The 21,747-nt window shown below is 70.1% G+C and carries 24 protein-coding genes; 13 read left to right on the top strand and 11 right to left on the bottom strand.

The genetic code is table 11. From position 1 onward, the window contains the following. Window positions 1-20 precede the first annotated feature (20 nt). From ACZ1DY_RS33050 to ACZ1DY_RS33040, 3 genes are all read left to right on the top strand, one after another. On the top strand, window positions 21-416 hold the full coding sequence (locus ACZ1DY_RS33050) for a VOC family protein (protein ID WP_465481986.1): 396 nt from the start codon (window positions 21-23) through the stop codon (window positions 414-416). Window positions 417-474: 58 nt separating this feature from the next. Continuing rightward, entirely contained in the window at window positions 475-861 is a 387-nt protein-coding gene (locus ACZ1DY_RS33045; RefSeq protein WP_465481985.1) for a hypothetical protein, read from the top strand. A gap of 69 nt (window positions 862-930) precedes the next feature. After that, on the top strand, window positions 931-1,965 hold the full coding sequence (locus ACZ1DY_RS33040; RefSeq protein WP_465481984.1) for an AraC family transcriptional regulator: 1,035 nt from the start codon (window positions 931-933) through the stop codon (window positions 1,963-1,965). Window positions 1,966-1,974: 9 nt separating this feature from the next. Here ACZ1DY_RS33040 and ACZ1DY_RS33035 read toward each other — a convergent pair whose 3' ends face one another. Continuing rightward, complete coding sequence (locus tag ACZ1DY_RS33035; RefSeq protein ID WP_465481983.1) at window positions 1,975-2,493, bottom strand: DUF4188 domain-containing protein; 519 nt, start codon at window positions 2,491-2,493, stop codon at window positions 1,975-1,977. Window positions 2,494-2,635: 142 nt separating this feature from the next. After that, window positions 2,636-3,799, bottom strand: coding sequence for a DUF418 domain-containing protein (locus ACZ1DY_RS33030; protein ID WP_465481982.1), 1,164 nt, complete (start codon window positions 3,797-3,799; stop codon window positions 2,636-2,638). Window positions 3,800-3,977: 178 nt separating this feature from the next. Between ACZ1DY_RS33030 and ACZ1DY_RS33025 the strand changes: the two genes are divergently transcribed. After that, on the top strand, window positions 3,978-4,934 hold the full coding sequence (locus ACZ1DY_RS33025; RefSeq protein WP_465481981.1) for an alpha/beta hydrolase: 957 nt from the start codon (window positions 3,978-3,980) through the stop codon (window positions 4,932-4,934). On the opposite strand, the gene ACZ1DY_RS33020 is transcribed toward ACZ1DY_RS33025, so the two are convergent. Next, complete coding sequence (locus tag ACZ1DY_RS33020) at window positions 4,880-5,563, bottom strand: TetR/AcrR family transcriptional regulator (protein WP_192742850.1); 684 nt, start codon at window positions 5,561-5,563, stop codon at window positions 4,880-4,882. The genes ACZ1DY_RS33025 and ACZ1DY_RS33020 overlap by 55 nt on opposite strands. A 93-nt stretch (window positions 5,564-5,656) precedes the next feature. Between ACZ1DY_RS33020 and ACZ1DY_RS33015 the strand changes: the two genes are divergently transcribed. Further along, window positions 5,657-6,076: a GNAT family N-acetyltransferase gene (locus ACZ1DY_RS33015; protein WP_465481980.1), complete on the top strand. Its 420-nt coding sequence runs from the start codon at window positions 5,657-5,659 to the stop codon at window positions 6,074-6,076. An 88-nt stretch (window positions 6,077-6,164) separates the two neighbouring features. Here ACZ1DY_RS33015 and ACZ1DY_RS33010 read toward each other — a convergent pair whose 3' ends face one another. Further along, entirely contained in the window at window positions 6,165-7,457 is a 1,293-nt protein-coding gene (locus ACZ1DY_RS33010) for an amidase family protein (protein ID WP_465481979.1), read from the bottom strand. 101 nt (window positions 7,458-7,558) lie between these two features. On the opposite strand from ACZ1DY_RS33010, the gene ACZ1DY_RS33005 reads away from it, so the two are divergent. The 4 genes from ACZ1DY_RS33005 to ACZ1DY_RS32990 are packed head-to-tail and all read left to right on the top strand — an operon-like array spanning window position 7,559 to window position 12,313. Further along, window positions 7,559-8,542, top strand: a complete 984-nt coding sequence (locus ACZ1DY_RS33005) for an ornithine cyclodeaminase (RefSeq protein WP_126734435.1) — start codon at window positions 7,559-7,561, stop codon at window positions 8,540-8,542. Then, a complete protein-coding gene (locus ACZ1DY_RS33000; protein WP_465481978.1) occupies window positions 8,533-9,879 on the top strand; it encodes a type III PLP-dependent enzyme domain-containing protein in 1,347 nt (448 codons plus the stop codon). Before ACZ1DY_RS33005 ends, ACZ1DY_RS33000 begins: the two co-directional genes overlap by 10 nt. After that, window positions 9,876-10,934, top strand: a complete 1,059-nt coding sequence (locus ACZ1DY_RS32995; RefSeq protein WP_126734433.1) for a PLP-dependent cysteine synthase family protein — start codon at window positions 9,876-9,878, stop codon at window positions 10,932-10,934. The genes ACZ1DY_RS33000 and ACZ1DY_RS32995 overlap by 4 nt, the downstream gene beginning before the upstream one ends. Further along, complete coding sequence (locus ACZ1DY_RS32990) at window positions 10,931-12,313, top strand: MATE family efflux transporter (protein ID WP_257485001.1); 1,383 nt, start codon at window positions 10,931-10,933, stop codon at window positions 12,311-12,313. Before ACZ1DY_RS32995 ends, ACZ1DY_RS32990 begins: the two co-directional genes overlap by 4 nt. Here ACZ1DY_RS32990 and ACZ1DY_RS32985 read toward each other — a convergent pair. After that, on the bottom strand, window positions 12,289-13,251 hold the full coding sequence (locus ACZ1DY_RS32985; RefSeq protein WP_257485002.1) for a hypothetical protein: 963 nt from the start codon (window positions 13,249-13,251) through the stop codon (window positions 12,289-12,291). The genes ACZ1DY_RS32990 and ACZ1DY_RS32985 overlap by 25 nt on opposite strands. 126 nt (window positions 13,252-13,377) lie before the next feature. Between ACZ1DY_RS32985 and ACZ1DY_RS32980 the strand changes: the two genes are divergently transcribed. Together ACZ1DY_RS32980 and katG are read left to right on the top strand one after the other, a co-directional pair. Beyond that, on the top strand, window positions 13,378-13,803 hold the full coding sequence (locus ACZ1DY_RS32980) for a Fur family transcriptional regulator (RefSeq protein WP_126734430.1): 426 nt from the start codon (window positions 13,378-13,380) through the stop codon (window positions 13,801-13,803). Between the two features lie 24 nt (window positions 13,804-13,827). Continuing rightward, window positions 13,828-16,062, top strand: a complete 2,235-nt coding sequence (gene katG / locus ACZ1DY_RS32975) for a catalase/peroxidase HPI (RefSeq protein ID WP_465481977.1) — start codon at window positions 13,828-13,830, stop codon at window positions 16,060-16,062. 63 nt (window positions 16,063-16,125) lie between these two features. On the opposite strand, the gene ACZ1DY_RS32970 is transcribed toward katG, so the two are convergent. Both ACZ1DY_RS32970 and ACZ1DY_RS32965 read right to left on the bottom strand, forming a co-directional pair. Then, the gene (locus ACZ1DY_RS32970) at window positions 16,126-16,908 is read right to left on the bottom strand and encodes an ANTAR domain-containing protein (RefSeq protein WP_465481976.1); all 783 of its coding nucleotides are present in this window, start codon (window positions 16,906-16,908) and stop codon (window positions 16,126-16,128) included. Window positions 16,909-16,994: 86 nt separating this feature from the next. Further along, the gene (locus ACZ1DY_RS32965) at window positions 16,995-17,372 is read right to left on the bottom strand and encodes a VOC family protein (RefSeq protein WP_126734427.1); all 378 of its coding nucleotides are present in this window, start codon (window positions 17,370-17,372) and stop codon (window positions 16,995-16,997) included. An 86-nt stretch (window positions 17,373-17,458) separates the two neighbouring features. On the opposite strand from ACZ1DY_RS32965, the gene ACZ1DY_RS32960 reads away from it, so the two are divergent. After that, window positions 17,459-17,803: an STAS domain-containing protein gene (locus tag ACZ1DY_RS32960; RefSeq protein ID WP_465481975.1), complete on the top strand. Its 345-nt coding sequence runs from the start codon at window positions 17,459-17,461 to the stop codon at window positions 17,801-17,803. Here the strand turns inward: ACZ1DY_RS32960 and ACZ1DY_RS32955 are convergent. Together ACZ1DY_RS32955 and ACZ1DY_RS32950 are read right to left on the bottom strand one after the other, a co-directional pair. Next, a complete protein-coding gene (locus ACZ1DY_RS32955) occupies window positions 17,800-19,242 on the bottom strand; it encodes an aminotransferase class I/II-fold pyridoxal phosphate-dependent enzyme (RefSeq protein WP_465481974.1) in 1,443 nt (480 codons plus the stop codon). The two genes, ACZ1DY_RS32960 and ACZ1DY_RS32955, sit on opposite strands and share 4 nt — an antisense overlap. An 11-nt stretch (window positions 19,243-19,253) precedes the next feature. After that, window positions 19,254-19,586: a plasmid stabilization protein gene (locus tag ACZ1DY_RS32950; protein WP_126734424.1), complete on the bottom strand. Its 333-nt coding sequence runs from the start codon at window positions 19,584-19,586 to the stop codon at window positions 19,254-19,256. Between the two features lie 197 nt (window positions 19,587-19,783). Between ACZ1DY_RS32950 and ACZ1DY_RS32945 the strand changes: the two genes are divergently transcribed. Beyond that, entirely contained in the window at window positions 19,784-20,569 is a 786-nt protein-coding gene (locus ACZ1DY_RS32945; RefSeq protein WP_465485740.1) for a SigB/SigF/SigG family RNA polymerase sigma factor, read from the top strand. On the opposite strand, the gene ACZ1DY_RS32940 is transcribed toward ACZ1DY_RS32945, so the two are convergent. Together ACZ1DY_RS32940 and ACZ1DY_RS32935 are read right to left on the bottom strand one after the other, a co-directional pair. Then, window positions 20,559-21,296: a maleate cis-trans isomerase family protein gene (locus ACZ1DY_RS32940; RefSeq protein WP_465481973.1), complete on the bottom strand. Its 738-nt coding sequence runs from the start codon at window positions 21,294-21,296 to the stop codon at window positions 20,559-20,561. The genes ACZ1DY_RS32945 and ACZ1DY_RS32940 overlap by 11 nt on opposite strands. A 53-nt stretch (window positions 21,297-21,349) precedes the next feature. Beyond that, window positions 21,350-21,730: a DUF6292 family protein gene (locus ACZ1DY_RS32935; RefSeq protein ID WP_257485007.1), complete on the bottom strand. Its 381-nt coding sequence runs from the start codon at window positions 21,728-21,730 to the stop codon at window positions 21,350-21,352. Window positions 21,731-21,747 lie beyond the last annotated feature (17 nt).

Here is a 21,747-nt window from a genome sequence, read left to right as displayed (position 1 = left end):
GACATCCTGGAGGGCTTGTCATGGCGATCACCCAGATCTACGTCAACCTGCCGGTCACCGACCTGGAAGCGAGCACGAAGGTCTACCTGGCGATGGGCGGAACGGTCAATCCCGATTTCAGCGGGGACACCTCCGTCCAGGTGGCGTTCGCCGAAACGATCCTGGTGCAGCTGATGACCCGCGAGACGTTCGCGACGTTCACCAAGCGGTCCACATCGGACGGCCCGATCGAGGTGATCAACGCGCTGGCCGCCGGATCCCGCGAAGAAGTGGACCGGCTCGCCGAAGCGGCCCTGGCCGCCGGTGCCACCGAGCCCCGCGCGGCACAGGACATGGGCTGGCTGTACAACCGGGCGATCGACGACCCGGACGGCCACTCCTGGGAGCTGCTGGCTTACGACCCCGGCGCCCTGTGACGGACCGCACGGGACGCCCCGTTGACCTCCAGCCGGGTCGAGGTCCGACCATGTGGCCATGACTCTCGAAGCTGACGAAATGCTCCTGTTCCGGAACACCATGCGGATCACCGACGGCCATCTGGAGGAGTTCACCGCCGCCGTCCGGGACGCCATCGACTTCGTGGAGCGCAACGCGCCGCAGGTGATGGTGCAGACGTTCGTGGACGCCGAGCGGATGCTGGCCTACAGCTACCAGATGTACGCCGATTCCGACGCCGTCCTCGAACACTGGCGGGTTTCCGAGAACCACATCAACGCCGTGTCGGCGCACTGCACGGTGGTGGACTTCCAGGTGCACGGCTCGCCGGACGAACGGGTGCTGGCGGGGATGCGCGAGATGATCGACGACGGCACCGCCGTCGTCACGCCCCGGATCGCGGGGTTCGTCCGCCCCCTGGCCTGAAGCCTTCCAGTACGGTGACACGGCGACGAAGAGGGGAAACGGGGGCACCGTGGCGGGAACGGCTCGTCGATGACACCCGCTGACGCGGCCATCCCGCCGACGCTGCTGAGCGCGGTCGTGGCGATCGGCAGGCGAGCCGGACTCCCGGTCCCGACCTGGTTCTCGGGGACCGGGCTCGAACCCGGTCTCCTCGACGACGTCGATGTCCGCGTGTCGTTGGAGCAAGCCAGGACGGTGCTCCGCAGGGCCGTCGCGGCGATGCCCGGCCGTCCTCTCGGTCTCGAGGTCGGAGCTCGCGACGCGTTGCTGTCCTTCGGCTTCGTCGGCGTGGCGATGAGATCGTCCGCGACCGTCGGCGACGCGTTCCGGGTGGTCGACGAACTGCACCGGGCTTCCGGCAGCCTCGCCGACTTCACCGCGGAGGGCTGGGACGGCGACGAGATCGAACTGTATCTCCGGGAGCGTTGGCCGGACCCCGTCCTGCTGCCGTTCCTCGCCGAGGAGGCGTTCGCCAGCACCATCGCGTTCCTGCGCTCCGTCCTCGGTGAGACCTGGACGCCCACCCGGGTGTTCCTCTCCTACCGCCCGCCGGCCCATGCCGCCCGATACCAGCGGTTCTTCCGTTGCCCGGTGCACTTCGACGCCGACGCCGACCGGCTGGTGCTCGGTTCCGACGTCTTGCCAGTGCCGATCCCCACACATCACGAACCGACGCTGCGGACGGCTCTCGCGGTGTGCCGGAGCCTGATCGCGCCGGAGCGGACCAGGCCCGGAGTCGTCGCCGCGGTGGAAGGACTGCTGAAGGCGCACCTCCACCGCCCGCTCACCATGGCCGACATCGCCGCGCAGATGCACATCAGCGAACGCACCTTGCGACGGCAGCTCGCCGAGGCGGGCGAGAGTTTCGCCGCCATCCGCGACCGTGTCCGCGAGCGGCACGCGACCGCGCTGCTCAGGCATTCCACCCTGGCGATCTCGGCCGTGGCCGCCGAAGTCGGCTTCAGCGATGGACGCGAGTTCCGCCGTGCTTACCGGCGTTGGACCGGCCGGGCACCCCTTGCCGCCCGCACCTCGGGCGACGGATGTCCGGCCGGCGAGACCTGACCACCGAGGTCAACCGGCCTGGCACAGCCGATCCTCCGCGCTTGACGGCAGCGCGGTGGCGCCGTCCGCAAGACGCGTGCGGGCACGGTGGTGTCGCTTCTCGACGGGGACGGTCTTCGTCGCTTTGGGCAGCCCCATGGCGGGCGTCCCGACGAACATGCTTTCGGCACGCTCGACGACGAAGGTCTCGTGCCAGACTCCCACCGCCTCCGGGTGTTTCCTCGCCATCGCGTTGAACCTCGTCCATGCCGGCCGGTGGCTCAGCGACCCGGCGGACGCGTAGGCGTAGAGCTTGTCGGCCGACGACCAGTACTGCACGGCGAACGGCCCTCTGCGGTTGAACAGGAACTCGTAGCCGAGCAGTCCGGAGTCCGGGTCTTCGGCGAGTTCGCGCATCATCGCCGGCATGGCGAAGAAGACCGGAAGCCAGAGATCGGGCCGCCACCACCGGTTGAACGTCATGCCGATGTGGAACACCACCAGCTCCCCCTCGTACTGATGTGTGACCCTGCCCGGGGTGATCTTCATCGGTTCTCCTTCGCCGCACCGTCGATTCCTTCCGGTGCCCAGTTCACCGCGCGGAGGGTCTTCGTGCGGAGGGCATCGACGGCCACCACGGGGGGCGAACCGGACACGTTCCGCATCCTCGGGACCGCCGCGCGGTGAGCCGTCATCGCGTGTAGAGGCGATGCATGAGCAGTTCGAGCGGGCCGCGGTCGAACCGCCGGAGCCACAGGGCGGCGAAGGCGACGTTCACCAGCCCCACGAAGGCCCAGAGGCCGACGATCCACCATGGACGGACGTCCGCGAAACGTTCGGCGAGGCCGAGACCCCAGCCGTAGCACAGGGCGCCGGCCAGCAGGTTCTGGAGGACGTAACAGGAGAGCGCGGTGCGGCCGACCGCGATCAGTCCACTTCGGACAGCCCCGGGCCGCTCGCGCATCCGGAGGCTGAGGTGGGTGACCAGGGCGAGCAGGCCCAGGGCGACGAGCGGGGGCAAGAGGTACCGGTCGACGAGCAGCCAGTCCGGGCCACTGAACCCGGTCAGCACGTTCAGCGGCAGGCCGACGGCGAAGCCGAGCACGAGCAGGCGCGAGCGGAGCCGCGCTCCCTTGTCGGTGTCGTCGAAAACGCCTGCCCTGCGGAGGCGGGAACCGAGCAGGAACAGGACGACGGCGGAGGGCACGATCAGCACGATCTCCGCTCGCAGCAAGAAGAAATCGTCCAGCCGGGCGGCGACCTGGGCGGGCCAGCTCGCGGTCTCGGAGGGGTCGACCGGGACGGGTTCTCCGGCGGCCTCCGGGGTGGCGACGAGCAACGCGGTCGCGGCGAGCACCAGCGTCACGTACACGCCGCCCACCACGACGACGACGTTCCGCACGACCCGATCGCTCCGGCCGACGAGGTACGCCACGAGCAGCGAGGTGAGCCCGTAGGCCATCAGGACGTCGCCTTCGAACACGAGCAAGAAGTGCGCGACCCCTTCCAGGAACAGGATTCCCGCCCGGAGCGGGTACCTGCCGGGCCAGGGAGCGCCGCGCCGGCGGGCGGACTGGTACTGCAGTTCCAGGCCGACGCCGAACAGGATCGTCAGCAGCGCGAGGAATTTGCCGTTGGTCAGCACGCGTAAGCCGACTTCGGCCCGCTCCGCGAAGGTCGTCGCGGTGCCGACGAAGTCCTGGAAGAAACCGGCCGGCCCGCCGGGATGCGCGAACAGGAACACGTTCGTGCCGAACGTGCCGAGTATCGCCACGCCTCGGAGCAGGTCCAGGGAGGAGATCCGGCCGCCACGGGATTGCCGCGCGGCGGCGACTGCCGACGTTTGGTGACTCATGGTATCGAGCCTGTCACCGCACGCGGCCGCCTACCTCCGTCGTTGGGACGACCCGGCACCGTCACTTCGTAGCACGCCCGATCGGTGATGCGCTTGCCGTTGCACGCACCGCGTGCATAATGGCGGACAGGCCATGCGAAGACGAATCCGGCGTGACGCCGGGAGGGGAGCGGAAGAGATGACCGACGAGATCGCCGCCGGGCTACGGCCGCCGGAGCCGGACTTTTCGACGATCACGACCGAGGAGCTGATCGCCTATCGTGAAGCGGAAAACCGGGCACGGGCGTCGAAGGCGGCCCGGGCGTTCCTCGGGGAACCGGACGACAGCGCCCTGATCGACTGGCGGATGATCGCGTTGCCCGGCCGCGATCTGCCGGTCCGGGTGTACCGCCCGGCCGTCGGCGGCGACGTCGCCCTGCCTCTCGTGGTCCACGTCCACGGAGGTTGCTTCGTCGGCACCGCGGTGCAATGCGATTGGCCCAACAGCATCCTCGCCGCGCGGCTGCCCGCGGTGGTGGTTTCGGTCGAGCATCGTCTTGCCGCGCCGGGCATTGCGCTCCCGGACGCGGCGGGCGACGGCTGGGACACGCTCGTGCACGTGGTGCGCCACGCCGGGGAATGGGGTGTCGACCCGGAACGGGTGGCCGTGGTCGGCGAGAGCTACGGAGGGCTGATCAGCGCGCTCACCGCCGTCCGGTCCAGGGAAGCCGGGCCGCGGCTCAGGGCGCAGGTGCTGGTCAATCCGGCGGTCGACGTGACCGAGTCGATGTACGACTATCCCTCGATCGCCGAGTACGCCTACCGCCCGACCCGGGCACTGCCTCAACTCCAGCTCGTCCAACGGCTTTCGGCTCCGCCGGGAGTCGACGCCCGCGAGTGGTCGCCCGTCCGCTTCGACGACTTGAGTGGGCTCCCGCCGGCGCTCGTGGTGGTGCCCACCCGTGACGCGCTCGCCGACCACGGCCGCCGCTACGCGCAACGGCTGCGTGAAGCCGGGACCGAGGTCCGGCTGTCCGAATATCCGGGAGCCAGGCACGGATTCCTGACGCTGCCCGGGGTGGAGCCGCAGGCCGGGGCCGCTCAGGCGGAGATATCCGAATTCCTGCGCGAGGCACTCGCTTCGACCTCGATCTGATCGAGGTGCGCGGCGAGGATGTCCGCGTAGGCGTCCCGGCGGTCGGTTCCGAGCGGGCGGATCTCACGGGCGAAATGGGCCACCGCGGGGAACTGTTCCGGGTCGGCCCCGAGCACGGCGACCCGGAACGATTCCAGGCCGTGCTCGCGATCCTCCGTGGCGAGGGTGCTGATCCCGCCGTCGGCGGAGATCAGCGCGGTCACGAGAACCGCGATCCGGTGGCAGTGGACGGGAAGGCGCTCGTCGGGCAGGCCCGACGAGCGCAACGCCTGGAGCAGCGCTTCCAGTACGGCGCGCGATCCGCTGCCGCCCGAGGCGTAGCGCCCCCAGACGGTGGCGATCTGGGGCCGGCGGGCGAAGACGTCGCGGAGCCGGAACGCGATGTCGGTGACGCACTTTTTCCAGTCGCCTTCGGGGCTGTAGCCCTCCATGGCGGTGAGGAGGGCGCGGTCCGCGACGGCGCGCAGGAGTTCGGCCTTGTTCCGGAAATGCCGGTACAGACTGGAGGAATCGGTGCCGAGCACCGCGGCGAGCTTGCGCACGCTGAACGCCTCCGCGTCGCCGCCCTCCAGGAGTTTGCCTGCCGCGTCGAGGATGTCGTCGCTGGTCCAGCGCCGTCGGCCTGTCATCACCGGTACTTCTTCCTGTCGCCGTCAGTGGCACAGTCTACGATCGCACGCGCCGGGTGCAACGCCGTCGGCTCGGATAAGGGGTGATCGACCATGGACGACTCCTACCGCCTGGAAGCGGGCTCGCCGCCGGTCGACGACTACCTGCGGTTGCGCCGCGAGGCGGGGCTCAGCGAACCGCCTCGGGAACAGGCCGAACGTGGGGCCGGCGGTGCCTGGGCCTCGGTCAAGGTGATCCACCGGCCCACCGGTGAGACGGTCGGGATGGGCCGGGTGATCAGCGACGGCGGGTGGTACTTCCACATCGTCGACATGGCGGTCCTCCCCGCGCATCAGCGGCGCGGTATCGGGGACGCCGTCCTCGCGGCTCTGCTCGCCGAGATCGACGCCGCGGCTCCGGGCGCGTACGTCAATCTGCTCGGCGACCCGCCCGGGTGGCGGCTGTACAAACGGCACGGGTTCGTCGAGACGGCTCCCGGGACCGTCGGTATGCGGCGGGTGCTCGACTCCTGAGGGATGCCGCCGGGTCTCGTGGCCGGTGTCGCGAAAGCCACTTTCGAGACCTCTGATGTCCCGAAAGTGGCTTTCGCGACGCGGCCGCCTAGCTCGCGCCCAGCACCCGCTCGACGAAAGCCCCGGCCGCCAGCAGTTTCCGGTCTTCGCCTGCCGAACCGTCGAGGGCCAGTCCGGCTGGCAGGCCGTCGCGGTCGCGCCCCATCGGGACGGTCAATCCCGGGTAGCCCGCGATACTGCCGGGCTGGCAATTACGGATGAAGGTCGGGAAGGTCGGGACCGCGCGCCCGCGGTGGACGAATTCCTCGACGGCCGAGAAATCCCGGGCCGTCGCGGGGGTGGTGGGGAAGGCCAGCGCGTCGATCCCGTTGTCCGCGAAGATCTTCGCGTACGTGTCGCGCAACGCGGAGCGGTTGGCGAGGGCCGCCTCGTAGACGCCCGGCCCGACACCCGGTACGACCGCCTCGGCGAAGATCGCCCGGACGTCGGCGGCGGCGACCTCGGCGACGAGGCGCTCGAACGAGACGTCGGGCACGTATTCGGCGAGATAGGACCGGAGCGCGACGCCCGCTTCGTGGATCACCAGCGGCATTCCCTGGTCGGCGACGAGTTCGGCGAGGGGCGTGTCGTCGATCGGCACCAGGTCGGCACCCGCCGAACGCAGGCGGGCGAGCGCGGCGTCCCACAGTTCTTCGACCTCTTCGGCCAGATCGCCGGTCAAGAAGCCGTGCGGAACGCCCAGCCGGATCGGTGAGCGCTCGACCAACGGTTCCGGCTCCTCGCCCGCGAGCACCGCGTCGAGAAGGGCGAGATCGGCGACCGTGCGGGCGATCGGCCCGGCCGTGTCCCGGGTGGTGCTCAACGGGGTCATGCCGCCGGACGGATAGCGGCCCGAGGTCGGCCGGAAACCGCAAACGCCGTTGAGCGCGGCGGGAACCCGCACCGAACCTCCGGTGTCGGTCGCCAGGCCCGCCGGAACGATGCCCGCCGCGACGGCGACCGCGGTCCCGCCGCTGCTGCCCCCGGCGAACCGGGACGGGTCGCTGGCGTTGCGCACCGGGCCGAGCGGGGTCGTGTCGCAGGTGATGCCGAACGCGAGTTCGTGCATGGCCGCCTTGCCGACGATCACGGCGCCCGCGTCGGCCAGGCGCCGGACCACCTCCGCGTGCTCGCGCGGAACGTGGTGCGCCAGCGCCGGTGTGCCCGCGGTGTTCGGCATGCCGGCGACGTGGATGTTGTCCTTGACCACCAACGGGATACCGCTGAGCGGACCGCCCGTCCCCGGTGCGCCGTCTTCCGACGCGAGATGGCTGATCGCGTTCAGATGCCGGACTTCTTCCGCGCGCGAACGGCTTTCCGAAGCGCTCCAAGGCCCACTCACGGTTGCCAGCTTAGCGTGACAAGTGCCACACTCAACGAAAAAGACAATCGTTTTCATTAAGCTGCGGCGCGCCACCTTCCCACGAGAAAGGTCGATCGTTCATGAGCTCCGGTCCCTCGCTGCACATTCTCACGCGCTCGGATCTGCACAACCTCGAACTCACCCCGGACGAGGCGATCACGATGGTCGAAGACGGCTACCTGGCCTACGCGTCCGGAGCCTCGCGGAACCCGGCGAAGCTGATGGTGCCGATGCCGGATCCCGCGCGGGACGCCGTCGCGTACTCGATGCTCGGCTACGACGGCTCCCTCGAACAGGCCGCGTTCAAGACGAGTTACCGCCAGGGCAGCACGTCGGCCGAGAAGTACTACACGACGATCACCCTGTACGACGACACCACGGGAATGCCGTTCGCGCTCATGGACTGCCACCGCGTCGGCGCCACCCGAACGCCCGCGAGCACCGCGCTGATCGCGCGGTCCTGTGCCCGGCCCGGCGCGCGATCCGCGCTCATGGTCGGCACCGGCGCGCAGGGGATCCGGACGCTGCCGTACCTGCTCACCGCGTTGCCGGAACTGGAGCGGCTGCGGTTGTTCGGCACGCATCCCGACGGCCTGCGCGACAGCGTCGCCGCGGTGAAGGAACGGTTCCCCGACCGCGAGGTCGAACTCGTCGACGACGTGGAGGCCGCGGCGCGCGAGGCCGACATCGTGGTCGCGGCGTCGGGCCGCGCGGCCCACCCGAAGATCCGGCTCGGCTGGCTGCCGCCGGGCGGGCTGCTGATCTCGGTCGCCAGCAAGGGGGTCCAGGAGGGCACGCTCGCCGAAGCGGACTACACCGTGGCCACCAGCGGCGCGCAGGTCGAGGTGACCGGACAGCGGATGGCGGGCCCGGACGGCGTGTTCCGGATCGACGCCGAACTGCCGGAGATCCTCGCCGGTCGCGCGCCCGGCCGTCGCGGCGACGAAGACCGGGTGTTCGCCTTCAGCAGTGGCATGATCATCACCGACATCCCGGTGGCGCACGCGCTGGCCGCCCGCGCCATCGCGGCGGGCCGCGGCCGCGAGGTGGCCCTGTGGACCTGATCGACACTCTTTCCCCGCCCCTGCCCGCGCTCGAACGCCCTTGGGCGCCGCGACTGCGTGACTCGGAGACCCTGTGGGAGATCGCGCGCGCCGTCGGCGGCGGGCCGTTCCACGTGATACATCCGGCGACTTTCGCCGGGAACCTCGAAGGAATGGTCGCGGCGCTCGCCGCCGAGCGCGTCGAAGGCACCGTCTACTACGGAAAGAAGGCCAACAAAGCGGCGGCGTGGCTGCGGGAATGCGTCCGGCCCGGCACGGGCGTCGACGTCGCGAGCGTGCCCGAACTGGTGCACGCCCTCGGAAACGGTCTGCGCGGCGAATCGATCGGGGTCACCGGCGCCGCCAAACCGGACGGCCTCCTCTGGCTCGCCCTGCGGCACCGCTGCCTGCTCGCGGTGGACGCGGCCGACGAGCTGGAACGCGTCGCGCGCATGGCCGCCGAGCTCGGGGAGACGGCCCAGGTGCTGCTGCGGGTGCGGCCGCCGTCCGCGCCGGAGAGCCGGTTCGGCTTCGCTCCCGACGCCTTGAAAACGGCCGTGCGGCAGTGCGCCGAATCGGTCGTCCTGCGCGGTTTCTCGTTCCATCTCGACGGTTACGATCCCGTGCCGCGGGCGGAACTGGCCGCGTACCTGATCGATCTGTGCCAGGACGCCCGCGCGTTCGGGCAGCCCGCGTCGAAGATCAGCATCGGTGGCGGGATCGCGGTGTCCTATGTGGATGCCGGGGACTGGGCGCGGTTCGAGTCCGGCAGGAACGACGGCTGGTTCCACGCCGGCCGCAATCCGTCGAAGACCTATCCGTACCACCAGGCGCCGGCCGGGGCGGCCATGGTGACGGCGATCCTGCGCCACGAGATCGCCGGGAAACCGCTCGCGGAGCGGCTGCGCGCGGCCGGGATCGAGCTGCTGCTCGAACCGGGGCGTGCCCTCGTCGACGGCGCCGGGTTCTCGGTCTTCCCGGTGCTGGGCTGCAAACCGGCCGAAGGCCACCTGATCACCACGGTCGCCGGTCTGTCCATGAGCCTGTCCGAACAGTGGAAGGGCAGCGAGTTCCTGCCCGATCCGGTTCTCGTACGCCGGGAAGCCACGGACGGTGGGCCGGTGCGCACCGTCGTCGCCGGTTCGAGCTGCATGGAGTACGACGTGCTGACCTGGCGCGCGGTGGAGCTGCCCGTCCGGCCGAGGACCGGCGATCTGCTCGTGTACCCCAACACGGCCGGCTACCAGATGGACAAGAACGAGAGCGGCTTCCATCAGCTTCCCCTTCCCCCGAAGGTGGTGACCGACGGCGACCGCTGGCACGTCGACACCGACTACCCGATCCAGGAGATCCGATGACGATCGTCCAGCGCGCGTCCGAGCTGATCGGGAACACGCCGCTGCTGGAGCTCGCGCGCACCGGCACCGGGACGCGCCTCCTGCTCAAACTCGACCACCTCAACCCGACCGGCTCGTGCAAGGTGCGCATGGCCAGGCAGATGATCGACGAGGCGGAACTCGAAGGGCGGCTGCGGCCGGGCGGGCATATCGTCGAACCCACCTCCGGCAACACCGGCAACGGGCTCGCCCTGGTGGCGCTGGAACGCGGCTACCGGTTCACGGCCGTGGTCGACCACCACGCCGCCAAGGAGAAGCTCCGGATGCTGCGCGCCCTCGGCGCGGAACTGGTGTTCGTCGAGAACCCGCCGGACGGCGGGGTCGGCTCGGTCCAGCGGCGGCTCGTCGCGGCCCGGATCGCCGCGGAAAACGGGGCCTACCATCCCGATCAGCACAACCATCCCGGCAATGGCAACGGGTACGCCGGGCTGGCGCGGGAACTCATCGGCCAGCTCGGCGACGTCGACGTGCTCGTCGCGGCGATCGGCACCGGCGGCTCCCTGTGCGGGACGGCGCGTTCCCTGCGCGCGGCGGGGGCGGGCACCCGCGCGGTCGCGGTCGAACCCGTCGGCTCGATCATCTTCGGCGGCGCGCCGGGGATCTACCACCAGACCGGGGCGGGCAGCCCGGCCGGTTTCCCGGTCGGGGACAACGTCGACCGGTCGGTGATCGACGAAGCCCACCGGGTGTCCGACAGCGACGCCTTCGCCGGGGCCCGCGTCGTCGCCAGGCGCACGGGCGTCCTGGTCGGCGGGACCACCGGCGGCGCGATCCACGTCGCGCTCCGGCGGCTCTACGCGTATCCGGCCGGAAGCGTCGTCGTGGTGCTGTGCAACGACGCGGGGGAGAAGTACCTCGACTCGGTCTACGACGACGAATGGCTGCGGGCCAGGGGAGTGCTCGACGAACTGGCCCACCGCCGGATGGAGCGCTGGTTCGCCACCTACGCCGCGTCCGTGCGCGCGGCTACCCGCGACCGGACGGCTCGCCCGGCGCCGGTGGCGGTGGGCGTATGAGCACGGCGGTGGAGACCCGCGGCTACCGCGCGCTCGTCGCGCTGGCCGCGCCGATCGCGGGGATCCAGCTGGCGCAGGTGGCGCTCACCAGCGTCGACCTGGCCATGCTCGGGCTGCTCGGCGTGACCGCGGTGGCGGCGGGCGGGCTGGCGATCCTGCTCTACAACCAGATCCGCACCATGTGCGTCGGCATGGTCACCGGCGTCGGGAATCTCGTGGCCACGGCGGCCGGGGCGGGGGAACTCCGCACCGGCACCGGGGAACTCGACGAGCGGGCGCGGGACGAGATCCGGTCGCTCCTGCGGTCGGCGTTGCTCGTCGCGACGCTGACCGCGGCGGCGGGCGCGGCCGTCCTTTGTGGACTGGCGGCCGCGCTGCCGTTGCTCGGGCAGAAGCCGGAGATCGTGTCGCTCGCCAGGGCGATGATGTTCGCGCTGGCGGGCGGGCTGTTCCCCATGGTGTGGCTGAACGTGGTGCGCCAGTTCGCCGTCGGGCTGCGGCGTCCGGGTTCGCTCCTCGCCGTGACACTGGTGTCGATCGCGGTCAACGCCGCCCTCAACGCGGCCTTCATCTACGGCTGGGCGGGGTTGCCGGAGCTGGGCGTCGCCGGGATCGGGCTGGCGACGACGCTGGTCCAGTTCTTCACACTCGCCGTGTTCGCCTCGGCCGTCCGGCGGGATCCCTCGCTGCGCCCCATGGTGTCGCTCGCGCTCTGGCGCGCGGATCCGGTGGTGGTCCGGCGGATCGTCCGGCACGGGACGCCGATCTGTTTCACCTACGGGTCGGAGGCCGCGATCACCTCGATCGCGACCATGCTGATGGGCGCCTTCGGCCCGGCGATGCTCGCCGCGTCGAACGTCGCGAACCAGCTCGCGTACATCGTCTACCAGGCGAACATCGGGCTGTCGCAGGGATCGTCCATTCTGGTCAGTCGCGCGGTCGCCCACGGCGATCACGGGCGGGCGCCGGTGATCGCCCGCCAGGCGTTCACCCTCTCCTGGTCGCTGATGGCGGTGGTGAGCCTGGCGTACCTGGTGGTGCCGGAAGCGCTGTTGTGGCCGTTCCTGCACGACGAGGCCGACACGGTGGTGCTCGGCACGGCGTCGGCACTGCTGGTGTTCGCCATCGCGCAGCAGTACAGCAAGGGGACCCAGAACATCCTCGTCGGTTTGCTGCGCGGCCTCGGCGACACCGTTTCAGGGCTCCGCTGCACCCTCGTCGGTTACTGGGCGGTGGGTGTGCCCGCGATGTTCTTGTGCGCCTACGTGTTCGGCTGGGGCGGCTGGGGTGTCTGGACCGGGCTGTGCCTCGGTTTCGCGGCGACGGCGGCGCTGCTCGCACGGCGGTTCGCCGCTCACGGGCCTGGTTCGGCGCGGTAGCGGTCGATCCGGTGGAGCAGATCGCGGGAGGCGGGGTCGGTCGCGTGCCCGCGCAGGAGCGCCGCCAGCGGCCCGAGCCGGTCCTTGGTGCGGATGGAACCGAGGCCGCGTGCCAGGTCCAGCGCTTCGGAGCCGGTGCGGACGGCTTCGTCGAAATCGCCTTGGAGCGCGTGGTTCTGCGCGAGCATGATCAAGGTGAGCGCCAGGCTGCGGGACATTTCCGCGCCGTAGCCGTCGACGGCGTCGCGTAGCCGCGCGATCGCCTCGTCGCTGTGGCGTGAGGCGACCGTCCTGGCCAGTTCGGTCAGGACGGTCCCTCGCATCGCGGCCATGTCCGTGGTGCCGAAGAAGGCTTCCCATGGGTGCGCGGGTGCCCAGGTTTCCGCGCTCTCGAACTGGCATTCCGCCCGCGCGAGGCACGCGAGGGTGGCGCGTTCGTCGCCGGTCTTGGCCAGTGCCCACGCCTCGTTGACGGTCAGGATCGCCCGCGCCCGCCGGGATCCGGACCGCTCGGCCGCGGCCTGGCCGTGCCGGAGCTGGCTCAGCCCGTCCTCGAGGTCGTCGTGGTGCAGGGCCAGCCTGCCGAGGCGGTACCGGATGTTGGCGACGAGATTGTCGTTCCCCGCTTCGGCGGCGAGGCCGAGCGCGCGGTCGAACCGGATCCGCGCCGGGATCCGGCGGCCGATGTCGAATTCCGTCCAGCCGAGCAGATTGTGCAGATCGGCGAGCACGGTCAGCAGCCGCGGGCGCAGCGCGCCGGGCACCGAACCCCAATTGAGCAGCAGGCTGACCGATTTCACGACGTGCACCGCGTCGTGGGAAAAGGCGCCGCCCTGCCGGTAGTCCAGCGCGCGCAGGACGTCGACGGCGTTTTCGAGACATTCGACGTCGGTGGTGCCGATGCGACCCGGCGGTCCGCCTTTTCCGGTCGTTGTCATGAACTCACCTCACGCAAGTCATGGCCTTCCTCCGGCTACCCGGAGCCGCCCCCTCCGAAACCGGCCGTCACTCCTCGGGGGGCCTTGATTTGACCGGTTCCAAAGACGCTCTTAGGGTCCATGGTGATGTCCGACTTCGAGGCACAGCTGCGAGCGGTTTCGCTGCGCGTGACTCGGCCCCGGCTGGCCGTGCTCGCCGCGCTGCGCGATCATCCGCACGTCGACACCGAAACGGTGATAGCGCTGGTGCGGGCCGACCTTCCCACGGTCTCCCACCAGGCGGTCTACGACGTGTTGCGGGCGCTCACCGAAACCGGGCTGATCCGGCGTATCCAGCCGGCGGGCGCGCTCGCCCGTTACGAGACCCGGGTGGGGGACAACCACCACCATGTCGTCTGCCGGTCCTGCGGTGCGATCGCGGACGTCGACTGCGCCGTCGGCCATGCCCCCTGTCTCACCGCCTCGGGCGATCACGGGTTCGTGATCGACGAGGCGGAGGTCGTCTACTGGGGCCTGTGCCCCGGTTGCGCGGCCGAACCCGTCCAGCGATGAAATCGCCTGCCCGGAAGGAAAGAAATGAGTGACACCCCGGAGAAGGGCTGCCCCGTGGCCCACGACTCCGTGACCGCGCACGGTAGCGAGAGCGAGAACCCGGCGATCGATTCGCCGACGCCGAAGACGGGCGGCCGCCCGCGCACCAACAAGGACTGGTGGCCCAACCAGCTCGATCTGTCGGTGCTGCACGCCCACTCGCCGAAGGCCAACCCCCTCGGTGAGAACTTCAGCTACGCCAAGGAATTCGCCAAACTCGACGTCGAGGCCCTCAAACGGGACATCGTCGAGGTGCTCACCACCTCGCAGGACTGGTGGCCCGCCGACTTCGGCCACTACGGCGGCCTGATGATCCGGATGAGCTGGCACGCCGCGGGCACCTACCGCATCCACGACGGCCGTGGTGGCGCCGGAGACGGCGCGCAGCGCTTCGCCCCGCTCAACAGCTGGCCCGACAACGCCAACCTCGACAAGGCGCGGCGGCTGCTGTGGCCGGTCAAGGAGAAGTACGGCCAGCAGATCTCCTGGGCCGACCTGCTCGTGCTCGCCGGGAACGTCGCGCTGGAATCGATGGGGTTCAAGACCTTCGGCTTCGGCTTCGGCCGGGTGGACACCTGGGAGCCCGAGGAGATCTTCTGGGGTCCGGAAGACACCTGGCTGGGTGACGAGCGCTACGCCAGCGACTCCGAGATGGTGCCCGACGTCGGCGCGACCGAGATGGGGCTCATCTACGTCAACCCCGAGGGGCCCCGCGGCAACGCGGACCCGGCCGCGGCGGCGCATTTCATCCGGGAGACCTTCGCCAGGATGGCGATGAACGACGAGGAGACCGTCGCGCTCATCGCCGGCGGGCACACCTTCGGCAAGACCCACGGCGCCGGTATCGCCGACGACCACGTCGGCCCGGAGCCCGAAGCCGCCCCGATCGAGACGCAGGGCCTCGGCTGGCTGAGCACCCACGGCAGCGGCAAGGGCGCCGACACGATCACCAGCGGTCTCGAAGTGACGTGGACCGACAAGCCGACGCAGTGGAGCAACCGGTTCTTCGAGATCCTCTTCGGCTACGAATGGGAGCTCACCACGAGCCCCGGCGGCGCGAAGCAGTACGTCGCCAAGGACGCCGAGGCGATCATCCCGGACGCGCACGACCCGGCCAAGAAGCACAAGCCGACCATGCTCACGACGGATCTGGCGCTGCGCGTCGACCCGGCGTACGAGAAAATCTCGCGCCGCTTCCTGGAGAACCCGGACGAGTTCGCCCTCGCCTTCGCCAAGGCCTGGTACAAGCTGCTGCACCGCGACATGGGCCCGGTCAGCCGCTTCCTTGGCCCGTGGGTCCCCGAACCGCAGCTGTGGCAGGACCCGGTGCCGGAGGTCGACCACGAGCTCGTGGGGGACGCCGACATCGCCGCCCTCAAGGCGAAGGTGCTCGAATCCGGGCTCACGGTCGCCCAGCTGGCCGGCACGGCGTGGGCCTCCGCGGCGAGCTTCCGGTCCACCGACAAACGCGGCGGCGCGAACGGTGCCCGGATCCGCCTGGCGCCCCAGCGTGACTGGGAGGTCAACCGGCCGGAGGAGCTCAGGAGCGTCCTGGCGACGCTGGAAGGCATCCAGCGCGAGTTCAACGACGCCGGTGGCGCCAAGATCTCGCTGGCCGACCTGATCGTGCTGGCGGGCACGGCCGCCGTCGAGAAGGCCGCGCGCGACGCCGGCACCGAGGTGAGCGTGGCGTTCCACCCCGGCCGCACCGACGCCACGCAGGAGGACACCGACGTCGAGTCGTTCAAGCTGCTCGAACCGCGTGCCGACGGGTTCCGCAACCACCTGCGTCCCGAGGAGAAGCTGCAGCCGGAGGTCCTGCTCGTCGAGCGCGCCTACATGCTCGACCTGACCGCCCCGGAGATGACCGTCCTCGTCGGCGGCCTGCGTTCGCTCGGGATCACCGCCGGCGACACCCGCCACGGGGTCTTCACCGACCGGCCGGGCGTGCTCACCAACGACTTCTTCACCAACCTCCTCTCGCCGGGGACCAGGTGGAAGGTGTCGGAGTCCGAGGAGAACGTCTACGAGATCCGTGACGTCACCACGGACGACGTGAAGTGGACGGCCACCGCGGTCGACCTCGTCTTCGGCTCGAACTCCCAGCTGAGGGCGCTGTCCGAGGTCTACGCGGGGCAGGCCGCGCGCGAGCGGTTCGCCGCCGACTTCGCCAAGGCCTGGACCAAGGTCATGGAACTGGACCGGTTCGACCTCGCCTGAGGTCCTTGCGCGTGAGGGCCCCCTTCCCTCGGCTCAGCCGAGGGAAGGGGGCCTTCACGCGCTTCACGGAACGTCGAGTTCGGTGTGCCGGGTGGCGAGGGTGCGGGCGAGTTCGGCGAGTTTGACGTTGAGGTCCTGCGAGGTGCGGCGTAGCAGGTCGAAGGCCTCGTCGGCGGTCAGGCCGCGGCGTTGCATGAGGATCCCCTTCGCCTGCCCGATGACGTCACGCGATTCGACGGCCCGCCGGAGATGGCTCGCCTCCAGCTCCGCCCGGCTCACGGCTTTCGTGGCCGCCAGCGCGAGCGAGCCGTGGGTCGCGAGCAGCAACGCGGTGTCCTGTGCGCGCGAATCGAGCGCGCCGGGGCGGCGGCTGTAGATGTTCAGCGCGCCGGGCACCCTCGGCGGGGGCGCGTCGGGCACCATCACGGTGGACAGGATCGCGGTGTAACCCTCCCGCACGGCGGCCTGCGAGAAGTCCGGCCACCGCTTCTCCGCCTTCAGGTCCTCGCTGCGGATGTAACCGGGGCTTTCGCTGTCGGCGGCGTCGACGCACGGCCCCGTACCCGCGCGGTACTGCACCTGGTCGAGCGCCAGCGCCACTTCACCGGTCCAGACGGGGGTGTGGAAGGTTCCGTCCGGGGCGCGCAGGGTGACCGACACCAGGTCCGCGCCCGGGACGACCCGGTACGCGGCGTCGACGACCTGCTCCAGGACCTGGGCGGGCGTCGAGGCCGCCAGCAGCAGGCGCGTGAGCTCGACGAACTGCTCGGCCAGCGGGCCCGAGGACGGGCTCTCGCCGGAGCCGAAGCCGGCCTTGTCACGCTGCCACAGTCGTTCGTCCGCCATCACTGACCATCCACTCGTGTCCGCCGTCCCTCACCGGGTACCCTGCGGCGTCAGCCGCCAATCGAGAGTCCGATGTGGACAGTGCCTCAGGGGTCGACCCTTGCCCGGAGCAGGCAGAACACGTTTCCCTCGGGGTCGGCGAGCACATGCCACGACTCTTCCCCCGTCTGGCCGACGTCGGCGGGCCGCGCCCCGGCGGCGAGCAGCCGCTCCAGTTCCGCGTCCTGATCGCGGTCGGTGGGGTTCACGTCGATGTGCAGGGGCAGCTTGCCCGGCTTCGGATCGTCGCTGCGGCTCAGGATCAACGTCGGCTGAGGTCCGCCGAAGCCGACACCGGGCGGCCCGATCTCGATGTCTTCGCCGTCCTTGCCGATTTCGACGTATCCGAGCACTTCGCACCAGAAGGCCGCCATCCGGACCGGGTCGGCGCAGTCGAGGATGAGTTCGGTGATACGGCAGGCCATACGGCGAGGATAGCCCGCCTTCGTCCGGAGCGGACCGTCCCGGTGCGACGGTTGCGGTCCCGTCCGCGCCCTTCTACCGTCGAGGAATGGCGATCGATACCGAAGCCGGGCAAGCCGTTCCTCTCGTCGTGGTCGAGGCGGCCCGCTCGGAAGCAGCGATCACCGTCGAGGTGGCGGGCGACATCGACATCGCGACCAGTTCCCGGCTCCGCGCCGAGCTCTTCGAGCTGCTGGCCGATGCCCCAGACGCCGCGGTGATCGACATGACCGGCGTCGGCTTCTGTGATTCCTCGGGCCTTTCCGTGCTGGTGCAGCTGAATCGTCACTGCCAGGAAGCCGGGATCGACCTGAGTCTCGCGCCGTCCAAGGTCCTGCGCCGGGCACTGGAGCTCACCGGGCTGTTGCCCACCTTGAAGGTGGCCGACGCCTAAGCGACGACGCGGACAGTGCCCAGTTCGGGATCGGCGGCATCGTAGATGAACATGCCGGAGCGGACGCCGGTGTGGAGATAATCGATGATCGCGTCGGTGAACACCTCACCGGGCGCGATCGCCGGCACGCCCGGCGGGTAGGGGCTGACCATCTCGGCGCTCACGCGGCCCTCGGCCTTGTCGAGCGGCACATGCTCGGCGTCGGCGAAGAACGCGTCGCGGGGCAGCATCCGCATCTCCAGGGTCAGTTCGGCGGCGGAGGGCAGGTCGACCGCCGGCCGCCGCTCGAAATCGTGGCGGGTCAGCCCGCGCAGGCCGCGTACCAGGGCGGACACCGTCTCCTCGTCGTCGGCGTGGGTGATCTGCACCGCGATCCGCCGGTGGTCGGACAGCCCGGTGTGCAGATGACGTTCGGCGAGATGGTCGGCCGCCTGGTAACCGGTGATGCCGAGCCCGGCGACGTCGATCACGATCTTGAGGGGGTCGTGTTCGAACGCGAGCGGGTGGAATTCCGCGGCGAGCGCGTGCAGCCCGGGGATGTCTTCGATCTTCGCCCGCACGCGGGCGGCCAACGCGAGCGCGTCGCCCAGCAGTTCCTCGCCGTGCTCGACCATCTGCCTGCGCCAGCCGTCGAGGGAGGCGTACAGCAGGGCGGAGGTGCTCGTGGTGCCGAGAAGATCCTCCCTGGCCTTGAGCACGTCGGGGGAGACCCGCTCGCCCTGCAGGTGGAACACCGACGCCTGTTCGAGCCCGCCGCCCATCTTGTGCGTGCTCGTCACGCAGAGGTCGGCTTCGCCGTCCATCGCCCAGGTCGGCAGGTCGTCGTGGAACGGGTAGTGGGCGCCCCACGCCTCGTCGACGATCAGCGGCTTGTCCACCGCATGGCAGGCGCGGGCGACACCGCGGATGTCGGCGCAGGTGCCGTAGTCGGTCGGGGTGATCAGCAACATGCCCTTGACATCGGGCGCGTCCGCCAGCGCGGCCTCGACCTCCTCCGGGCCGGGAGGATGCGCGAGATGGTGCTCCTCGTCGTATCGGGGGCGGACCCAGACCGGGTGCACACCGCTGATCACCAGCCCGGCGACGACCGATTTGTGGGCGTTGCGGGACACCAGGAGCCGTTCACCCGGCCCGGCGACGGCGAGCATGGCGCTCTTGACCGAGAGTGAGCTCCCGCAGGTGGAGAAGAAGGTGTGCTCGGCGTCCACCGCGTCGGCCATCAGTTCCTGTGCCTGGCTGAGGATGCCGCGGGACATCCTGCGGTCGTCCAAACCGTTGAGGGTGAGCAGATCCGACGCGAACGCGTCACGGCCGAGCAGGTCCAGCACGCGCGGATCCGCGCCGCGGCCCTGTTTGTGACCCGGTGGGGTGAAGGCGAGCCCGCCCGCGCGGCGGTAGGCGTCGATGGCTTCCAGCACCGGTGCGCGCGAGTGGTCCATCCTGTCTCCGATCAGCGGCCGAGCGCGTTCTGCAGTTCCTTCTTGGTCATGCTGGACCGGCCCTTGATGTTGCGCTTCTTCGCTTCGTTGTAGAGCTGGTCCTTGGTCGGCCCGCCGGGACCCTTCCGGTTGCCGGACCGTTCGCCACCGCGTTTCTGCGGCGACTTGTCCTTGGTCGAGCTCTTGCTCGCGGTCTTGGATTCACCGGACTGGGCGCGGTTCTTGTTCACCGTGCGGGCGGCGATCTCCTCGGCGCGGCCGGTGCTCGCGCCGCGTTTCTTCTGAGAGGACTTGATGTGCTCGTACTGACGTTCGCGTTTGTCGCTCCAGCTCTGTTCAGGCACGGTTCCTCCTTCGCTCGTGACCTGCGGATACCCGTTCGCCCCGCCGGTCAATCGCAAGATCACCCGTCCAGGGCAGGGGCGATGTTTACCGATTCCGCGGGCCGGGTATCGGTACGGCGACACGGGGAGAGGTGACTTTGGTGAACGCTACGTCGCTCATGGAAGACATCGATCACGTCGTCCTGCGGGAGGACGTGATGCCGGCTCCTCGCGCCCGCCGTACGAGGCGCAAGGACGATTACTCCCATTGCCGTCCCCTTTTCGACGAGATGGCGGCCCTGCCCGCCGGTCACCCGGAACGGGGGCGTCTTCGGGAACGCCTGATCCTCGAACTGCTGCCGATCGCCGAGCACATCGCCGTCCGGTTCAGCGGACGAGGACAGCCGCGGGAAGACCTGATCCAAGTGGCGCGGATCGGCCTCATGAAGGCCGTGGACCGGTTCGATCCGGGGCAGGGCGGGGAATTCCTCGCGTACGCGGTGCCGACGGTGATGGGCGAGGTGCGGCGGTTCTTCCGTGACACCGGCTGGGCGGTCCACGTCCCGCGCGGGATGCAGGAACTGCGCACCCGGCTTTCGCGGGCGACCACGGAACTGACCCAGACCCTCGGCCGCGCGCCGACCCCCACCGAACTCGCCGGGCATCTCGACGTGCACGTCGACACCGTCCGCGAAGGCCTGCTCGCCGCGAACAGCTACCAGACGTCGTCCCTCGACCGGCCGGTCAACGACGGCGATGGTTCGCTTCCGCTGTCCGATGTGGTGGGAGAACTGGATTCCCGCTTCGAGCACATCGAGGATCGGCACACCGTGGTCCCGCTGCTCGAAAAGCTGCCGGAGCGGGAGCGGGCGATCGTCACGATGCGGTTCTTCGAGGGGATGACCCAGTCGCAGATCGCCGAACGCATCGGGATCTCCCAGATGCACGTTTCCCGGCTGCTCACGAAGATCCTGCAGGATCTGCGCGGCAGGCTCAGCGGCTGAACAACGCGCCGAGCCCCGGCCGGATCGGCGGGGTCCCCAGTGCGTGCAAGGAATCCCAGAGGGTGACGGCGGTGGCCGTCAGGACGGGTTTGCCGAGGGCCGTTTCGAGGTCTTCGAGCAACGGCGTCGTGTGCAGGGCCGTTTCGGGGATCAGCAGCGCCTCGGCCTCGTCGTGGTCGGCCGCCGCGGCGAGGGCGGTGATGCGGTCGCCGTCCCAGGCCGCGAGCGCCCGGTCCGAAGGCGCGTCGGCGGAGACCGAACGAACGGTGGAGACACCCGCCTCCGCGAGGAAATCGGCGAAGGTCGCGGTCGTGTCGCGGTGATAGACCGAGGCGAGCGCCACGCGCCCGGCGCCCAGGTGGGCGAGCGCGGTGAGGTACGCCAACGAGGTGCTGCGCGCGGGAACGCCGAGCCGCTCGCCGAGCACACGCGACTGTTCGAGCGCGCCGTCGAGGCCGCGCGTGAAGCTGCAACTGGAGCAGGCCCAGCTGACGACGTCCGGCGCCGTATCGAACCGTGCGGCGGCCACGAGACGGTCCGGTGCGCCGAGTTCGCGGACGGCCTCGTGTTTTCCGGCCGCGTCGAGGTCTTCGACGCGGCCGATGTCGTCTCCCCACGGGACGTAGGCGAAGTCCACGGCCAGATCCGGGCTCAGTTTTCCCGCCAGGGCGAGGAAATCGTCCTCACCGCAGTCCCGCGTCGGGTACAGCAGGCCGATCCTGGTCACGGCTCACTCCTTCCGGGTCGAAGCCCTTCGGAGGTACCCGACGCGAGCCGCGGTCACTCGTGAGAGGCGGGCACGACGCCGAATTCCGGCGGAGTGAGCTGCCCGACGCTGTGGTCGTCCTCGCGGACGGCCTTGAGGAAACGCGCGACCTGGGCCGGGCGCGGGGTGGCGGTCTTCCCGCCGAGGTAACGGAGAACGATGAGATCCTCGCCGGAGTGGGTCTCGATCGCCACGGCCCAGCCGTGGATCTCGTCCCACAGCAGGGCGACGTCGCGCTCCGGATGGGTGGGGAGCCGCTCGTCGAGCGCGACGTACGCCGAGACGGGGCTGTCGTGGTCGACGGTGCAGGATTCGAGGCCGACGCCGAGGACCTCGGTGACTTCGGCGAGATACCCCCACACGGCGTCGCGGGTGTGCGGGTGACGGACAGGCATGGTGAGCAACGAGGACT

Source organism: Amycolatopsis sp. PSD-21 (genome assembly GCF_055561455.1).
This window is presented reverse-complemented; position numbering and strand designations above follow the sequence as displayed.

Excerpts from the sequence above, each read along its gene's own strand:
- ACZ1DY_RS33050 (WP_465481986.1), top strand. The coding sequence starts at position 21 with ATGGCGATCACCCAGATCTACGTCAACCTGCCGGTCACCGACCTGGAA.
- ACZ1DY_RS33045 (WP_465481985.1), top strand. The coding sequence starts at position 475 with ATGACTCTCGAAGCTGACGAAATGCTCCTGTTCCGGAACACCATGCGG.
- ACZ1DY_RS33040 (WP_465481984.1), top strand. The coding sequence starts at position 931 with ATGACACCCGCTGACGCGGCCATCCCGCCGACGCTGCTGAGCGCGGTC.
- ACZ1DY_RS33035 (WP_465481983.1), bottom strand. The coding sequence starts at position 2,493 with ATGAAGATCACCCCGGGCAGGGTCACACATCAGTACGAGGGGGAGCTG.
- ACZ1DY_RS33030 (WP_465481982.1), bottom strand. The coding sequence starts at position 3,799 with ATGAGTCACCAAACGTCGGCAGTCGCCGCCGCGCGGCAATCCCGTGGC.
- ACZ1DY_RS33025 (WP_465481981.1), top strand. The coding sequence starts at position 3,978 with ATGACCGACGAGATCGCCGCCGGGCTACGGCCGCCGGAGCCGGACTTT.
- ACZ1DY_RS33020 (WP_192742850.1), bottom strand. The coding sequence starts at position 5,563 with ATGACAGGCCGACGGCGCTGGACCAGCGACGACATCCTCGACGCGGCA.
- ACZ1DY_RS33015 (WP_465481980.1), top strand. The coding sequence starts at position 5,657 with ATGGACGACTCCTACCGCCTGGAAGCGGGCTCGCCGCCGGTCGACGAC.
- ACZ1DY_RS33005 (WP_126734435.1), top strand. The coding sequence starts at position 7,559 with ATGAGCTCCGGTCCCTCGCTGCACATTCTCACGCGCTCGGATCTGCAC.
- ACZ1DY_RS32995 (WP_126734433.1), top strand. The coding sequence starts at position 9,876 with ATGACGATCGTCCAGCGCGCGTCCGAGCTGATCGGGAACACGCCGCTG.
- ACZ1DY_RS32990 (WP_257485001.1), top strand. The coding sequence starts at position 10,931 with ATGAGCACGGCGGTGGAGACCCGCGGCTACCGCGCGCTCGTCGCGCTG.
- ACZ1DY_RS32985 (WP_257485002.1), bottom strand. The coding sequence starts at position 13,251 with ATGACAACGACCGGAAAAGGCGGACCGCCGGGTCGCATCGGCACCACC.
- ACZ1DY_RS32980 (WP_126734430.1), top strand. The coding sequence starts at position 13,378 with ATGTCCGACTTCGAGGCACAGCTGCGAGCGGTTTCGCTGCGCGTGACT.
- katG (WP_465481977.1), top strand. The coding sequence starts at position 13,828 with ATGAGTGACACCCCGGAGAAGGGCTGCCCCGTGGCCCACGACTCCGTG.
- ACZ1DY_RS32970 (WP_465481976.1), bottom strand. The coding sequence starts at position 16,908 with ATGGCGGACGAACGACTGTGGCAGCGTGACAAGGCCGGCTTCGGCTCC.
- ACZ1DY_RS32965 (WP_126734427.1), bottom strand. The coding sequence starts at position 17,372 with ATGGCCTGCCGTATCACCGAACTCATCCTCGACTGCGCCGACCCGGTC.
- ACZ1DY_RS32960 (WP_465481975.1), top strand. The coding sequence starts at position 17,459 with ATGGCGATCGATACCGAAGCCGGGCAAGCCGTTCCTCTCGTCGTGGTC.
- ACZ1DY_RS32955 (WP_465481974.1), bottom strand. The coding sequence starts at position 19,242 with ATGGACCACTCGCGCGCACCGGTGCTGGAAGCCATCGACGCCTACCGC.
- ACZ1DY_RS32945 (WP_465485740.1), top strand. The coding sequence starts at position 19,784 with ATGCCGGCTCCTCGCGCCCGCCGTACGAGGCGCAAGGACGATTACTCC.
- ACZ1DY_RS32935 (WP_257485007.1), bottom strand. The coding sequence starts at position 21,730 with ATGCCTGTCCGTCACCCGCACACCCGCGACGCCGTGTGGGGGTATCTC.